Here is a 14,202-nt window from a genome sequence, read left to right as displayed (position 1 = left end):
GCCGCGATCACGCCTCAGAGCGAGGCGCTGGCGCGGCGCATCCGGCGCCGGTCGGCGGGGATCTCGAACACGCCCGACCACAACCCGACACGGCGGCCCCAGGCGCGCCGGTCCTGGGCCTCGTAGGCGGCCGGCGCGCTGCGGTCGGCGATGGCATAGCCGTTGGCGACCATCCAGGCGGCGAGGTCCTCGCCGTCGCGACGGCAAAGGGCGGTCGCGCTGCCATCCGCCTCGCGCAGCTCGCAGGTGACGTTTCCCCCGCCGATCCGCGCCGTCAAGGCCGCGGCGGCGGCGCGGCCGCAGGAATAGTCGCGCTCGTGCCCGTCGGAACAGGTCTGGTCGAGATCGGGCGCATCCATGCCGTAGAGCCGCAGGCGCCGGCCGCCGAGGTCGAGGGTCGCGCCGTCGATCACCGTGGCGGGGCCGCTCACGATCCGGGGCGTGGCCTCGCCCGCCCGGGCCGGCGGGGCCTGCAATCCGGCGAGCAGCGCCAGCGCGGGAACGAGGAGCGCGGCCAGCAGGCGCCGGGTGCCCGGTCCTTCCGAGGCGCGATCGTCGTGGGTGCGATCATTGTGGGATCGAGCCGGGCTGGCGATGGTACCGGCGAGGCAGGCAGCGTAGATCAGCAGAATGGTGGTGGTGAGCGACATCGGAAGGGGTCTCGCGGGAAGAGGGTGGTCGGCGCGCCGCTCAGAGCCGCTGCGCCGTCGATGCCGCCTTCTCGCAGGCCCCCCTTCGCGCGAGCCTGACGCCGCCTGTCAGCCTCGCGTCAGCCGGACTCCGGCTCTTTCGCGTCGCGCCATGGTTCGTGCCCCGATGTCCCCTTTCCCGCTTCGCCCGCTCCTCCTCGCGCTCGTCGCGCTGATCCCGGCTCTGAGTGCCGTGCCTCTCGGCGCCGTGCCGGCGCGGGCCGACGACGACGGCGAGCGGGCGCGGCGGGCGTTGGAGCGGGGCGAGATCCGCCCCCTCGACGCCGTGCTCGCCGCCGCCCGCGCCGCCGTGCCGGGGGACGTGGTGGCGCTCGACCTCAAGCGCGACGACGGGCGCTGGCTCTACAAGCTGCGCATCCTCGGCACCGACGGGCGTCGCCGCGACGTGAAGATCGATGCCAGCTCCCTCAAGCTCCTCGACGTGGACGACGATGATTGAGGCCCGCGCGCTTCCGGGGACGACATGCGCATCCTCGTCGTAGAAGACGAGCCGCGCATCGCGGCCGATATCAGCGAGGGTCTGGAGCGGGCCGGCTACGTCGCCGAGATCGTCGGCGACGGCGAGGCGGCGTGGTTCCGGGCCGAGACCGAGACCTACGACGCCATGGTGCTCGACCTCGGCCTGCCCCGCCTCGACGGGCTGGGCGTGCTGCGCCGCCTGCGCGGGGCCGACGTCGCCCTGCCGGTGCTGATCCTCACCGCCCGCGACGGCTGGCGCGAGCGGGTCGAGGGGATCGATGCGGGCGCCGACGACTACCTCGTCAAGCCGTTCCGGATGGAGGAGCTGGTGGCGCGGCTGCGCGCCATCCTGCGCCGCACCGCCGGCCACGCCTCCCCCGTCCTGCGGGCCGGCGCGGTCGAACTCGACACCCGCACCCGCGCCGTCTCGGTGTCGGGCCGTGAGACGGATCTCACCGCGCTCGAATACCGCCTGCTCGCCTTCCTGCTCCACCGCCAGGGGCAGGTCGTGGCGGCGGGCGAGTTGCTCGACCATCTCCACGGCAGCGACAGCGACCGCGAGGCCAACGCGCTGGAGGCCCTGCTGACTCGGCTGCGGCGCAAGCTCGGCCCCGGCATCATCGAGACCCGCCGCGGCCACGGCTACCTCGTGCCGTCCGATCCGCCGTGAACAGCGGCTCGCTGCGCCTGCGGCTCGGGCTCGCCGCCGCCGGGCTGATTGCCCTGGCGCTGGTGCTGGCCGGGATCGGGCTGACGCTGATCTTCGACCGGGTGCTCGACGCCCGTACCGCCGACGGCCTCGACCGCACCGCCAAGCTCATCGCCGGGCAGGTCGCCCTGGCGCCGGACGGGGCTCCGACCTTGCCGCGCGAGCCGCCGGATTCACGTTTCTCGACGCCCTATGGCGGCCTCTACTGGCAAGTGGAGCGCGCCGGCGGCACCGCCCTGCGCTCGCGCTCGCTCTGGGACCGGAGCCTCGGCACGCTGCCCGACACGTCCGAGGAGCCGGCGGTCGGCGACCTCGCCGGACCGGATGGCGGCCGGCTCATCGCCGTGACCCGGCGGGTCTCGATTCCGGGCAACGGCGGCACGGTGGCGCTCACCGTCACGGTGGCCGAGGACCGCCGCGACCTCGCCCAGAGCCGCGCCACCTTCCTGCGCCTGCTTGTGCCCTCGCTCGGCGCGCTGTTCGCGGCACTGACGCTCGCCATGTCGCTGTTCGTGCGCCGGGCGCTGGCGCCCTTCCGGACCCTGCGGGCGGATCTCGCCGCGATCCATGCCGGGACGCAGGCGCGACTGCCCGACACCTTTCCAGAGGAGGTGCGCCCGCTGGTGGCCGACCTCAACCGCCTGCTCGACGCGCAGGAGCGCGACCTGGAGCGGGCGCGCACGGGCGCCGGGGACATGGCTCACGGTCTCAAGACCCCGCTCGCGGTGCTCGACGCGCTGGCCCGCCGCACGGAAGCCGCCGACCCTGCGCTCGCGGCCGAGATCGCCGAGCAGGCGCACGCCATGGGCCGGCAGGTCGAGCGCACGCTCGCCCGGGCGCGGGCGGCCTCGGGCGGCCTGCGGCGGCGCGCCTGCCCGGTCGGACCGGCCATTGCGCGGATTGTCGGTGCACTGAAACGGCTCCCCGAGGGGGAATCCCTACGCTGGGAGATCGCAGTCCCGGAAAACCTCGCCTTTCCCGGCGACGAGGGCGACCTCACCGAGATCCTGGGCAACCTCCTCGACAACGCCCGCAAATGGGCCCACCGCCGCATCCGCGTCTCGGGAGGCGCGGAGGGCGGCGAACACCGTCTGGTGTTGGAGGATGACGGCCCCGGCATGAGCGAGGCGGCGATCGCCGGCATCGCCCGCGGCCGGCGCTGGGACGAGAGCCGGCCCGGCACCGGCTTCGGCATCGCCATCGCCCGCGACCTCGCGGAGGCTGTCGGCGCGCGGATGCGCCTCAGCCGCTCCGAACTCGGTGGCCTGCGAGTGGAGATGCGCTGGCCGGTTCCGGCGGTCTGAAGCCGGCGCCGGAGCGATGCCGTCAGGCGGCCCGGCCGAGGGCGCCGAGCAGGTCGGAGCGGCCATAAGGCTTCGGCAGGAAGCCCGCATCGGGCAGGTCGTCGGCGCGCGGCCGGACCCGGCCCGAGGTGACGACGAGGCGAATATGCGGCCAGCGCGCCCGCACCCGCGCCGCCAGCGTCAGCCCGTCCATCGAGCCCGGCATGTCGATGTCGGTGAACAGGGCGCCGAAGGCCTGGGCCTTCCCCTCCAGGAGTTGCAGGGCTGCGTCGGCATCCGGCGCCTCGGCCACCGGCAGGCCGGCATCCTCCAGCATGTCGACGGCCACCATGCGCACGAAACACTCGTCCTCGACGACGAGGATGCGGGGGGCGGAGGACGAATCGGTCGGCTCGGACAGACAGGACATGGGGGTCAAGCGAGCTGTAGCGGGTTGATGAGAAGCGGCTTTCCTCAAAGTGTCCGCGCGGCGATTGGTTTCAGCGGAGCCGCAGAAGATTCGAAGAAATATCGAACATAAATCACGGCCCGGCGGGCCGGCCGGGCGCTCGCCGGGCCGTGTATTGCCACCCCCTGGCCTTTGCATTACGGGAGCCGGGAATCGGGTGCTCGAGGCCCGCCATGACACCTTCATGACGACGCCCTTGCCTCACGACGCCTCCGCCCCTTCCCGTCGGCGCCTGCGACCGGCGCCGCTGCCGGCGCCCGCCCCCATCCTCGTGTCCCGGCCGCAGCGCTCCCCCATGACGATCCTGCGCCTGGACAGCGGACCGGACGGGTTGCCCCCGATGACGGCCGGGGAAGAAATCGTCCTGGAGACCTGCCTTGGCGTCTGAATCCGCGAGCCCGCCCCAAGACACTCCCAAGGGCACCCCCAAGGACGCTTCGAAGAGCGCTCCCGCGCTCGCGAAGGTCGCCACCGGCATCGACGGCTTCGATACCATTACCTTCGGCGGCCTGCCGAAGGGGCGGCCCTCGCTGGTCTGCGGCGCGGCCGGCTGCGGCAAGACGCTGTTCGCCACCACCTTCCTCGTCAACGGCGCGACCCGCTTCGGCGAGCCCGGCGTGTTCATGAGCTTCGAGGAGCGCGCCGAGGATCTCGTCGCCAACGTCGCCTCCCTCGGCTACGACCTCGACGGGCTGGTGGCGCAGGGCAAGCTCGCCATCGACCACGTCCGCGTGGAGCGCAGCGAGATCGAGGAGACCGGCGAGTACGACCTCGAAGGCCTGTTCATCCGCCTCGGCTTCGCGGTGGATTCGATCGGCGCCAAGCGCATCGTGCTCGACACGATCGAGACCCTGTTCGCGGGCTTTTCCGACGAGACGGTGCTGCGGGCCGAACTCCGCCGCCTGTTCGGCTGGATCAAGGACCGGGGCCTGACCGCGATCATCACCGGCGAGCGCGGCGACGGCCAGCTCACCCGCCAGGGGATGGAGGAATACGTCTCCGACTGCGTGGTGCTGCTCGACAACCGCGTCGAGGACCAGATCACGACGCGGCGCCTGCGCGTGGTGAAGTATCGCGGCTCGGCCCACGGCACCAACGAGTACCCGTTCCTGATCGATGCCGAGGGCATCAGCGTCCTGCCGGTCACGGCGGCCGACCTCGACTACACCATCGCCGAGGGCGTGGCCTCGACCGGCATCCCCGGCCTCGATGCGATGCTCGAACCCGGCGGCTTCCACCGCGGCACGAGCATCCTCGTGTCGGGCGAGTCCGGCACCGGCAAGACCATGATCACGTCGAGCATGATCGCCGCGGCCTGCGCGCGCGGCGAGCGCTGCATGTCCTTCGTGTTCGAGGAGAGCGGTGACCAGATCATCCGCAACGCCCGCTCGATCGGCCTCGACCTCGCCCGCCATGTCGAGGCGGGCCTGCTGCGCTTCGAGGCGGCGCGTCCGAGCCTCTACGGCCTGGAAATGCACTTGGCGCGCATGCACCGGGACATCGACCGCTTCGCGCCCACCGTGGTGGTGGTCGATCCGCTCTCCGCGCTACGCGGCCCGCCGGCCGAGCTTCAGGCGACGATGCTGCGCATGGTCGACATGCTGAAGAGCCGCGGCATCACCGCGGTGTTCACCAGCCTGCGCGAGGACGGCAGCCTCGACCACGACAGCAATATCGGCGTCTCCTCGCTGATGGATGCCTGGATCAAGCTCCTCAACATCGAGGCCAACGGCGAGCGCTCGCGCACGCTCTACGTCATCAAGGCCCGCGGCATGCGCCACTCGAACCAAGTGCGCGAGTTCAGCATGTCGGGCGACGGCATCGCCCTCGTCGAGGCCTATATCGGCCCGGCGGGCGTGCTGACGGGCACCGCCCGCGTCGTGCAGGAGGCGGAGGAAGCCGCCGCCGTTCTGCGCCGTGAGCAGGAGAGCCGCCGCCGTCGGCGCGAGGCGGAGCGGCGGCGCCAGTCGCTGGAGCGCCAGATCGACGAACTGCGCGCCACCCTGGAAGCCGCGGCAGAGGAAGAGGCGGTGCTGTTGAGCGAGGATGAGATGCGCGAGGCGATGCTGACGAGCGAGCGGCGCATCCTCTCCACCCGCCGGGGAGGCACGCGATGAGCGGCTCCGAACCAACCGAGGACGGGCTCGACGCCGAAGCCTCCGGCCAAGTGAACGAGGGTACGGTGGACGAGGGTACGGTGGACGAAGGCCATTACCACCTGCGCCTCTACGTCGCCGGGCAGACCGCCAAGTCGCTGACGGCGATGGCCAACCTCAAGCGCTTCTGCGAGGAGCACCTCGCCGGCCATTACGACATTGAGGTCATCGACCTGATGAAGAATCCGCAGCTCGCGGCCGGTGACCAGATCCTGGCGATCCCGACCCTGGTGCGCCGCCTGCCTGCGCCGCTCAAGCGCATCATCGGCGACCTGTCCAACACCGAGAAGGTGCTGGTCGGCCTCGATATCCGGCCCCAGAGCCTCGCCGAGAAGAATCCCGCAGCGAAGGTGGACGGCATTTGAGCGGCGGGGACATCACGGGCCACGGGGAGGCCGGGCACACCCGGCTGCGCCTCTACGTCGCCGGCACCTCGCCGCGCTCGACCCGCAGCATCGAGAGCGTGCGCCGCCTGTGCGAGCATCGGCTCGGGGGCGCATGCGACCTCGAAGTGGTCGACATCTACCAGCAATCGGCGCTCGCGGGCGAAGACGGCGTGGTCGCGGCGCCGACCCTGGTGCGGCTCTCTCCCCTCCCCGCCCGGCGCATCACCGGCGATCTGAGCGACGAGCGGCATGTCCTCGACGGGCTTGGACTCGGCGCGCTTGGACTCGGCGGGGCCGCCGATGAGCACTGAGCCCGACGCCACGGCTTTGGACGAAGCGCAGGCGCGCATCCGCGCGCTGGAAACGCGGCTGGAGGAGGTCGAGGACACCCTGGCGGCGATCCGCCGGGGCGATTTCGATGCGATCGTGGTCGAGGGTCCTAGCGGCGAGCGGCTGGTCTACACCCTGGAGAATGCCGACCGGCCCTACCGGGTGCTGATCGAGCAGATCCAGGAGGGCGCCTTCACCCTCGGGCCGGACGGAACGCTGCTCTACTGCAACCGCCGGCTCGCCGAGACCCTGGGCACCCCGCAGGAGCGCCTGATCGGCCAGCCCTTCGCGCGCTTCGCCGCCGGGGGCCAGGACGCGGCGCTCGCCGCCCTGATCACGCAGGCGGCGCGGATGCCGGCCCGCGGCGAGATCGCCCTGTGCGACGAGGCGGGGGTCGAGCGCCCGGCCTACCTGTCGCTGAACCGCCTCGACGGCGACGGCGACACCCTGCTCCTTTGCGGCGTGATCACCGACCTCACGGCGGAGCGGCTGCGCCTGCACGAACTCGCCGAGGCCAACGAGCGCCTGCGTGCCGAGGTGGCCGAGCGCGAGCGGATCGAGGAGGCGCTGCGCCAGAGCCAGAAGATGGAGGCGGTGGGCCAGCTCACCGGCGGCGTCGCGCACGATTTCAACAACCTGCTCACCGTCATCAAGTCCTCGACTGACCTGCTCAAGCGCCCCGATCTCGCCGAGGAGCGCCGCCGCCGCTATGTCGACGCCATCTCCGACACGGTGGCACGGGCGGCCAAGCTGACCGGCCAGCTCCTCGCCTTCGCCCGGCGCCAAGCCTTGAAGCCCGAGGTGTTCGATGCCGGCCGCGGCGTCGCGTCGGTGGCCGACATGGTCGGCACGCTCACCGGCGCGCGCATCCAGGTGAAGACCCTGATCGAGCCCTGTTTCGACGCCGCGGGCGAGCCCTTCGCCTGCCTCGTGGAGGCCGATCCGAGCCAGTTCGACACGGCGCTCGTCAACATGGTCGTCAACGCCCGCGACGCCATGGACGGCGAGGGCACGCTCACCATCCGCGTCGGCCATGCCGGGCAGATTCCGGCCCTGCGCACCCATCCGGCCGTGCCCGGTGACTTCGTGGCGGTGGCGATCTCCGACACGGGGACGGGCATCGCGCCCGCCGACCTGTCGCGGATCTTCGAGCCGTTCTTCACGACGAAGGGCGTCGGCCAGGGCACTGGGCTCGGGCTGTCCCAGGTGTTCGGCTTCGCCAAGCAATCGGGCGGCGACATCGCGGTGGAGAGCGTGCTGGGACAGGGCACGACCTTCACCCTGTTCCTGCCGCGGGCCAAGGTCGCCCCAACGATGGTCGAGTCCGCCGACGAGCCCGAGCCGCTAGCCCCCGGCCACGGCACCTGCGTGCTCCTCGTCGAGGACAACCGCGAGGTCGGCGCCTTCGCGACGCAAGCGCTGGCCGAACTCGGCTACGGCACCGTCTGGGCGATGGACGCGGAGCAGGCGCTGGCCGAGCTCGACCGGACGCCGGAGCGCTTCGACGTGGTGTTCACCGACGTGGTGATGCCCGGCATGAACGGGGTCGAACTCGCCCGCACGATCCTGGGGCGGACACCGGGCATGCCGATCGTGCTCTCCTCCGGCTACAGCCACGTGCTGGCCGAGGACGGGCACCACGGCTTCCCGCTGCTGCACAAGCCCTACTCGGTGGAGGATCTCTCGCGCATCCTGCGCCGGGCGATCCAGCGGCGCGCCGCGCGGGCGCGGTGATTTTCCCTTCGCCCGCGGCGGCTTGCGCGGCGGGCAAGAAAAAAGGCTCGGATTGCTCCGAGCCTTGAAGGGAAAAGGCCATTGGGGGCTGAACTGGCCTTCGTGATCGGACAATGCGCCGGAGGCCGTCTGGTTCCGCAAAAAAATGCAGGAAGTTCGGAGGCCGATTTTCCGCTTCGGAACGGCCGAAGCGCGATGGCTCCCAAAGCCCTTTGGAAGGGGATTGGTTGTAGGCTGCGGCAGGTCGTTCCGAGTCGGGGCCGCAGGATGAACAAGGCAACACGCTGGACGCTGCGGACGTTGGGTGGCCTTGGCTTTCTCCTGACGTTGAACGGGGCGATGCTGCTGGGCGCATGGGCATTGCTGCACCGTATTCCTTTTGCCGATCCGTTCGCGGAGCAATCCGCGTCCCACTATCGGCGAGCGATTCCGGCGGAGATCGGCATCACGACCATGGTTGCCGAAGGTTCGGATGCGAGTCTGTCGAGTCTGTTCCTGCCTATCACCCGCGAAGCCTGCGGTGGGGTCGCCTTTCGACTCTCCGACTCGGCGGCTGAACAGATTGCAGCACAAGGTTTGGCGCATCTCGGATCGGCCCGCATCGGACGCGGCTACGAGAATAGCCCCGAGGAACATTACTTTACCTATCAGCCCTGGCAGGAGACGCCCGTGCCGAGCACTTGGATCGGCGATGGCAAATGGGCCGGGGCGCTTGGATGTTTGAAACAGAGCGCCCGCCAGTTCGATACCGATGTCGTCACCGAAGCGGCTCGTCAGCCGGGCGCGTTTTTCACAACAGGACGTGAAAGCGAGATCTTGATCATCCCACGCCTGCGGCTTTTGATTCTCACCTACTTCGGATGATCTCTGAAAGGCGGAGCCCTGCTGTAATGAACGGCCGCGGACTTTAGCGCGGCGCCGCAGCCCGGCGCAGGCGGTCGTTGATCGCCTCGCCCAGCCCCTCTTCCGGCACCGGGACGACGGCGATGGTCGGTGCGCCCGAGGCGTCGAGCCGGCGCAGGGCCCCGAACAGCCGGGCGGCGGCTTCCGCCGGATCGCCGCGCTCGCTTAAGGATTCGACTGCGGCCGCACGGTCCAGCCCAGCGGGGCGGAAAGCGCCGAACAGCAGAACCGCCTCACGCGGCTCGACGGTCCTGGCCTCGAGCCGCACCCCGGCCCGCGGGGCGTAGTGCGAGGCAAGCAGACCGGGACCCACAGGCCGCGAGCCCGGATCACCGGCCGTTTCGGGGGCAAAGCCCAGCACGGCGGCGAGGGCCTCCCGCGTCACCCCGCCGGGGCGCAGCAGCCGGGGCGGGCCACCGAGGCAGGCGACCACGGTGGATTCGACACCGACCGGGCATTCGCCCCCGTCGAGCACCGCCGCGATACGCCCGTCGAGATCGGTCAGCACATGGTCGGCGCTGGTCGGGCTCACCCGTCCGGAACGGTTGGCCGAGGGCGCCGCCACCGGTCGCCCGACCTGTTCCAGCAGCGCGCGGGCGATGTCGTGGGCCGGCACGCGGAGCGCCACGGAGTCGAGCCCGGCCCGGGCGAGATCGCAGACCGAGCCGCCGGGCGCCGCCGGCACCACCAGGGTCAGCGGCCCCGGCCAGAATTTTTTCGCGAGGCGGAGGGCGGCTTCGTCGAACACGCCCTCGGCCAACGCAGCCTCGGGCGTCGCGACATGGGCGATCAGCGGGTTGAAGCGCGGACGCCCCTTGGCCGCGTAGATCGCGGCCACCGCCTCCGGGTCGGTGGCGTCGGCCCCGAGCCCGTAGACCGTCTCCGTCGGCAGGGCGACGAGGCGCCCCGCCCGGAGCAGGGCGGCCGCCCGCGCGAGGCCGTCCGCGTCGGCCGCCAGGCGCAGCGTGGGGATGGTTGACGGTGCGGCGTCCATATCGGAGTGGATGCGAGGAAGAACGGCCGGCCGTAGACCCTTCAGCCGCAAGCCGTCAAACGGGATCGCCGCCCCCTCGACGCGCGGCGGGAGGAGCGGTGTACCGGTCATGAGCTATCGCGCGCCCGTCGAGGAGATGGCCTTCACCCTCCGCCACGTCGCGGGGCTCGACGCCGTGCTGGCGCAGAGCGGGGCCGAGATCGGCCCGGACGATGCGGTCGCCATCCTCGAAGAGGCGGGCCGGCTCGCCGGCAACGTCATCGCCCCGCTCAACCGGATCGGCGACCGCCACGGCACGCCGTTCTCGGACGGGCGCGTCACCACCGCACCGGGCTGGGCGTCAGCCTACCGCGCCTTCGTCGAGGGCGGCTGGAACGGCGTGCTCGCCGCGCCCGATTACGGGGGGCAGGGCCTGCCGCACCTGATCGCTGCCGCCTGCACCGAGATGTGGAACGGGGCCAACCTCGCCTTCGGCCTGTGCCCGCTGCTGACCGCCGGCGGCGTCGAGGCGCTGGCCGCCCACGGCTCCGACGAGCTGAAGGGCCGCTACCTCGAAAAGCTCGTCTCGGGCGAGTGGACCGCAACGATGAACCTGACCGAGCCGCAGGCGGGCTCGGACCTTTCGGCTCTGCGCACCCGCGCCGAGGCCCAGGGCGACGGCAGCTACCGGATCACCGGCGCCAAGATCTACATCACCTATGGCGAGCACGACCTTGCCGACAACATCTGCCATCTCGTGCTCGCCCGCCTCAAGGACGCGCCGGCCGGTACCCGCGGCATCTCGCTGTTCCTCGTGCCGAAGGTGCTGCCGGACGGGAGCCGCAACGACCTGCGGTGTTCGGGTATCGAGCACAAGCTCGGCATCCACGCCTCGCCGACCTGCTCCATGGCCTTCGGTGACGCGGGCGGCGCGACCGGCTGGCTGATCGGCGAGGAGAACCGGGGGCTAGCCTGCATGTTCACGATGATGAACTCGGCCCGGCTCAATGTCGGGCTGCAGGGCGTGGGCGTGGCGGAAGCCGCGTATCAGAAGGCCCTCGATTACGCCCGCGAGCGCCGCCAGGGCCGGGCGCCGGGCTCGCCCGAGCCGGTCAGCGCCATCGTGGCGCATGCTGACATCCAGCGCACGCTGCTGACGATGAAGGCCTACACGGCGGCGTCCCGCGGCCTCTGCTACCTCACCGCGCAAGGCCTCGACGCCGCTGATGGACCCGAGGGGAAGGCAGCGCATGACCGCGCCTCGCTGCTGACGCCGGTGGCCAAAGCCTTCTCCACCGATATCGCCAACGAGGTGACCTCGCTCGGCGTTCAGGTCCATGGCGGCATGGGCTTCGTCGAGGAGACGGGGGCGGCCCAGCTCATGCGCGATGCCCGCATCCTCGGTATCTACGAGGGCACCAACGGCATCCAGGCGATCGACCTCGTCACCCGCAAGCTGCCGCTGAACGGCGGCGCCACGGTCGGCGCGCAGATCGCTTCGATGCGGCGGGTCGCGGAGGGGCTCTTGAAGGATGGCACCCCCGGCTTCGGCCACGCGGCGGCGCGCTTGCGCGAGGGCATCGGCAGCCTCGACCGGGCGACGAGTTTCCTGCTCAAGGCGCTCGCCTCGAACCGCCCGCAGGAGGCTTTGCCCGGTGCGACGCCGTATCTGCGCCTGTTCGGCCTCGTTCAGGGCGCGGCCTGCCTCGCGACGGCGGGATTGGCTTCGAGCGCGGCCGTGAAGGCCGGCGAGACCGATCCGGCCCACGCCGCGCGCATCGCGCTCGCCCGCTTCTTCGCCGAGAACCTGCTGCCGGCGGCCGGTGGCCTGGAGCAGTCGATTCTCGCGGGCGGCGACTTCGCCGACGATCCCGCCTTCGCGCTTGCGGGGTGAACCCGCTCAGCGCTCCGCGCCGGGGCCATACCCCGCGAAAAACACCCGCACCGCCTCCGCAACCCGGTGCCGGATCTCATCCTCGTTGGGTGCCTGCCCGACATTGAACAACAGACGCGTCAGCATTCCCGCTTGGCAGAGTTGGAGGAAGTGCTTGGCGGCAAGATCGGTGTCGTCGGCGCGCAGGCGCCCGGCGGCGACCTGGGCGTCGATATAGGCTTTCAGCCGTCCGACCCCGCAGGCCGGTCCGGCCTCGTAGAAGGCCTGCCCGAACCGGGGGAATTTCTCGCAGGCGCCCATCACCATGCGGATGATCGAGACGTGCTCCGGCCGCGCCATCATCGTGAGGTAGCTGGTCCCGAGCCGGGTCAGCACGGCGCGGACATCCGGGTCGTCCTCGTCGAGCCGGAACAGGTTCTCGGCCAAACCCGCCTTCGCTTCGATGGTCAGGGCCTCGAACAGGGCTTCCTTGCTGTCGAAATAGACGTAGAGCGTGCCCTTCGAGACGTTCGCGGTCTTGGCGATCTCGCCCATGCTGGCCCCGTCGAAGCCCGACGCCATGAACACCTGACGCGCGCCCTCCAGGATCTGACGGCGCTTGTCGCTCTCGCCCGATAGGGTTGCTTGCGGGGCCGCCGGCCCCCGCTCCTGTGTCGCCGCACCCGCCATGGCTTGACCCGCTTACCCCAACTCACTCGCATTGACCGAACCGTTCAGTCAGTGCTAGCTAGCCTTCGAATGAGGGCGGCGTCAACTCGGCCCGTCGAATGACCGAACGGTTCGGTCAATGCATGTCTGGGATGTCAGCGATGTCGCTGCGTGAGGATTCCGGCCGGTCGGAGGCCGCCCCTGAGACGGCCGCGGAGGCGCGGTCCGAGGCCGGCCGAGCGCCGGCCATGCGCCCTGCCCCGATCGCCGAGCCGGTGCTGCCCTCCCCCGCCAAGCCGCGCCGGCCGCTGCGGCGCGCGGTGCTGGGCCTCGTGCTCTGCGCGGCTCTCGGCGGCGGCGCCTATGCCGGCTGGGACTGGTGGACGCTCGGGCGCTTCTTCGTCAGCACCGACGACGCCTACGTGCAGGCGGATATCTCGGTGCTCGCCGCCAAGGTGTCGGGCTATCTGGCGGCGGTGCCCGTGGTGAACGGGCAGGCGGTGAAGCGGGGCGACGTGATCGCCCGGCTCGACGACGGCGATTACCGCCTCGCCCTGAAGGCCGCCGCGGACAAGCTCGCCACGCAGGAGAGCACCATCGCCCGCGTCGGCCGGCAGGCCGAGGCGGCGCAGGCGCAGGTGCTGCAGAGCGCAGCGCAGATCGATGCCGCGAAGGCCGACGCCGTGCGGGCTGGCGCCGACTACGCCCGCGCCACGGGGATGCAGGCCGATTTCGTCGCGAAATCCCGGCTTGATCAGGCCAAGGCCGATCGCGACCGCACCGAGGCGGCGGTGAAGTCGGCCGAGGCCGCCCTCGTCGCCGCGCGGGCCAATGTCGAAGTGCTGAAGGCGCAGACACGCGAGGCCCAGAACCTCGCCGCGGAGCTGCGCACCGCCGCCGACCGCGCGCGGCGCGACCTCGATTTCGCGGTGATCCGCGCGCCCTTCGACGGCGTCGTCGGCAACAAGGCGGTGGAGGCCGGGGCCTATGTCTCGCCGGGCTCGCGCATCGCCGCCCTAGTGCCGCTGCAGAGCGTGCGGGTCGATGCGAACTTCAAGGAGACGCAGCTCGCCCGCGTCCGGCCCGGCCAGGAGGTCCATATCCACGTGGACGCCTATCCCGACCGCGACATCGTCGGCACGGTCGAATCGCTCTCGCCCGCCTCCGGCTCGGTCTTCAGCCTGCTGCCGCCGGACAACGCCACCGGCAACTTCACCAAGATCGTGCAGCGCCTGCCCGTGCGCGTCCACGTGCCCGAGGATGTCGCCCGCGAGGGCCTGCTGCGGCCCGGCCTGTCCGTGGTGGTGAAGGTCGATACCCGCGAGGGCGCCGACGCACCGGTCCAGCGGCTCGCCGCCCGGCCCTGAGACTCGGGCCGGTCAGCAAGAGCCGGCCGGCGCAACCGCTCGCCCCACCCACGCCCTCATCCTGAGGTGCCGGAGCGAAAGCGGAGGCCTCGAAGGAGCCCTTCAGATCGCGCTGCGGTCCCTGGAGCCCTCCTTCGAGGCCCGCTTCGCGGGCACCTCAGGATGAGGTCGCCGGGTGGAA

General features: G+C 71.3%; 15 protein-coding genes. 11 read left to right on the top strand and 4 right to left on the bottom strand.

Features of this window, described 5'->3' with window-relative positions:
• Positions 1–14 precede the first annotated feature (14 nt).
• Positions 15–650: a thermonuclease family protein gene (locus OVA30_RS16865; protein WP_268176129.1), complete on the bottom strand. Its 636-nt coding sequence runs from the start codon at positions 648–650 to the stop codon at positions 15–17.
• A 166-nt stretch (positions 651–816) separates the two neighbouring features.
• On the opposite strand from OVA30_RS16865, the gene OVA30_RS16860 reads away from it, so the two are divergent.
• Genes OVA30_RS16860 through OVA30_RS16850 form a run of 3 tightly spaced genes read left to right on the top strand, consistent with a single transcriptional unit; the run spans position 817 to position 3,182 of the window.
• Positions 817–1,149, top strand: a complete 333-nt coding sequence (locus OVA30_RS16860) for a PepSY domain-containing protein (RefSeq protein WP_012255258.1) — start codon at positions 817–819, stop codon at positions 1,147–1,149.
• 24 nt (positions 1,150–1,173) lie between these two features.
• Complete coding sequence (locus OVA30_RS16855) at positions 1,174–1,839, top strand: response regulator transcription factor (protein WP_253387564.1); 666 nt, start codon at positions 1,174–1,176, stop codon at positions 1,837–1,839.
• The gene (locus OVA30_RS16850) at positions 1,836–3,182 is read left to right on the top strand and encodes an ATP-binding protein (protein ID WP_268176128.1); all 1,347 of its coding nucleotides are present in this window, start codon (positions 1,836–1,838) and stop codon (positions 3,180–3,182) included. The genes OVA30_RS16855 and OVA30_RS16850 overlap by 4 nt, the downstream gene beginning before the upstream one ends.
• A gap of 22 nt (positions 3,183–3,204) precedes the next feature.
• Here OVA30_RS16850 and OVA30_RS16845 read toward each other — a convergent pair whose 3' ends face one another.
• Positions 3,205–3,591, bottom strand: coding sequence for a response regulator (locus OVA30_RS16845; RefSeq protein WP_268176127.1), 387 nt, complete (start codon positions 3,589–3,591; stop codon positions 3,205–3,207).
• A 196-nt stretch (positions 3,592–3,787) separates the two neighbouring features.
• Between OVA30_RS16845 and OVA30_RS16840 the strand changes: the two genes are divergently transcribed.
• The 6 genes from OVA30_RS16840 (at position 3,788) to OVA30_RS16815 (ending at position 9,100) form a co-directional block, all read left to right on the top strand.
• Positions 3,788–4,018, top strand: a complete 231-nt coding sequence (locus OVA30_RS16840) for a hypothetical protein (RefSeq protein WP_056464519.1) — start codon at positions 3,788–3,790, stop codon at positions 4,016–4,018.
• Positions 4,008–5,747 (top strand): circadian clock protein KaiC, encoded by a 1,740-nt coding sequence (gene kaiC, locus OVA30_RS16835; RefSeq protein WP_056464517.1) that lies wholly within the window; start codon positions 4,008–4,010, stop codon positions 5,745–5,747. The genes OVA30_RS16840 and kaiC overlap by 11 nt, the downstream gene beginning before the upstream one ends.
• Positions 5,744–6,151: a circadian clock KaiB family protein gene (locus OVA30_RS16830; protein WP_268176126.1), complete on the top strand. Its 408-nt coding sequence runs from the start codon at positions 5,744–5,746 to the stop codon at positions 6,149–6,151. Before kaiC ends, OVA30_RS16830 begins: the two co-directional genes overlap by 4 nt.
• The gene (locus OVA30_RS16825) at positions 6,148–6,483 is read left to right on the top strand and encodes a circadian clock KaiB family protein (protein ID WP_268176125.1); all 336 of its coding nucleotides are present in this window, start codon (positions 6,148–6,150) and stop codon (positions 6,481–6,483) included. Before OVA30_RS16830 ends, OVA30_RS16825 begins: the two co-directional genes overlap by 4 nt.
• Entirely contained in the window at positions 6,473–8,236 is a 1,764-nt protein-coding gene (locus OVA30_RS16820) for a PAS domain-containing sensor histidine kinase (RefSeq protein ID WP_015952305.1), read from the top strand. Before OVA30_RS16825 ends, OVA30_RS16820 begins: the two co-directional genes overlap by 11 nt.
• A gap of 267 nt (positions 8,237–8,503) precedes the next feature.
• Positions 8,504–9,100 carry a hypothetical protein gene (locus OVA30_RS16815; RefSeq protein WP_268176124.1) on the top strand — a complete coding sequence of 199 codons (597 nt, stop codon included), beginning with the start codon at positions 8,504–8,506 and terminating at the stop codon, positions 9,098–9,100.
• Between the two features lie 43 nt (positions 9,101–9,143).
• Here the strand turns inward: OVA30_RS16815 and OVA30_RS16810 are convergent, their stop codons facing one another.
• The gene (locus OVA30_RS16810) at positions 9,144–10,133 is read right to left on the bottom strand and encodes an L-threonylcarbamoyladenylate synthase (protein ID WP_268177508.1); all 990 of its coding nucleotides are present in this window, start codon (positions 10,131–10,133) and stop codon (positions 9,144–9,146) included.
• Between the two features lie 109 nt (positions 10,134–10,242).
• Here OVA30_RS16810 and OVA30_RS16805 point away from each other — a divergent pair, with 109 nt between their 5' ends.
• Positions 10,243–12,006 (top strand): acyl-CoA dehydrogenase, encoded by a 1,764-nt coding sequence (locus tag OVA30_RS16805; protein WP_268176123.1) that lies wholly within the window; start codon positions 10,243–10,245, stop codon positions 12,004–12,006.
• Between the two features lie 6 nt (positions 12,007–12,012).
• On the opposite strand, the gene OVA30_RS16800 is transcribed toward OVA30_RS16805, so the two are convergent.
• Entirely contained in the window at positions 12,013–12,675 is a 663-nt protein-coding gene (locus tag OVA30_RS16800; RefSeq protein WP_268176122.1) for a TetR/AcrR family transcriptional regulator, read from the bottom strand.
• A gap of 140 nt (positions 12,676–12,815) precedes the next feature.
• Here OVA30_RS16800 and OVA30_RS16795 point away from each other — a divergent pair, with 140 nt between their 5' ends.
• Positions 12,816–14,021: an HlyD family secretion protein gene (locus OVA30_RS16795; protein WP_268176121.1), complete on the top strand. Its 1,206-nt coding sequence runs from the start codon at positions 12,816–12,818 to the stop codon at positions 14,019–14,021.
• The last annotated feature ends 181 nt before the right edge of the window (positions 14,022–14,202 follow it).

The sequence above is a fragment of the Methylorubrum sp. SL192 genome, from assembly GCF_026672325.1.
GTDB classification, from domain to species: domain Bacteria; phylum Pseudomonadota; class Alphaproteobacteria; order Rhizobiales; family Beijerinckiaceae; genus Methylobacterium; species Methylobacterium extorquens.
The sequence above is the reverse complement of the archived record's forward strand: the minus strand, read 5'-3'. Positions and strand labels throughout refer to the sequence as shown.

Excerpts from the sequence above, each read along its gene's own strand:
- OVA30_RS16865 (WP_268176129.1), bottom strand. The coding sequence starts at position 650 with ATGTCGCTCACCACCACCATTCTGCTGATCTACGCTGCCTGCCTCGCC.
- OVA30_RS16860 (WP_012255258.1), top strand. The coding sequence starts at position 817 with ATGTCCCCTTTCCCGCTTCGCCCGCTCCTCCTCGCGCTCGTCGCGCTG.
- OVA30_RS16855 (WP_253387564.1), top strand. The coding sequence starts at position 1,174 with ATGCGCATCCTCGTCGTAGAAGACGAGCCGCGCATCGCGGCCGATATC.
- OVA30_RS16845 (WP_268176127.1), bottom strand. The coding sequence starts at position 3,591 with ATGTCCTGTCTGTCCGAGCCGACCGATTCGTCCTCCGCCCCCCGCATC.
- OVA30_RS16830 (WP_268176126.1), top strand. The coding sequence starts at position 5,744 with ATGAGCGGCTCCGAACCAACCGAGGACGGGCTCGACGCCGAAGCCTCC.
- OVA30_RS16820 (WP_015952305.1), top strand. The coding sequence starts at position 6,473 with ATGAGCACTGAGCCCGACGCCACGGCTTTGGACGAAGCGCAGGCGCGC.
- OVA30_RS16815 (WP_268176124.1), top strand. The coding sequence starts at position 8,504 with ATGAACAAGGCAACACGCTGGACGCTGCGGACGTTGGGTGGCCTTGGC.
- OVA30_RS16810 (WP_268177508.1), bottom strand. The coding sequence starts at position 10,133 with ATGGACGCCGCACCGTCAACCATCCCCACGCTGCGCCTGGCGGCCGAC.
- OVA30_RS16805 (WP_268176123.1), top strand. The coding sequence starts at position 10,243 with ATGAGCTATCGCGCGCCCGTCGAGGAGATGGCCTTCACCCTCCGCCAC.
- OVA30_RS16800 (WP_268176122.1), bottom strand. The coding sequence starts at position 12,675 with ATGGCGGGTGCGGCGACACAGGAGCGGGGGCCGGCGGCCCCGCAAGCA.
- OVA30_RS16795 (WP_268176121.1), top strand. The coding sequence starts at position 12,816 with ATGTCGCTGCGTGAGGATTCCGGCCGGTCGGAGGCCGCCCCTGAGACG.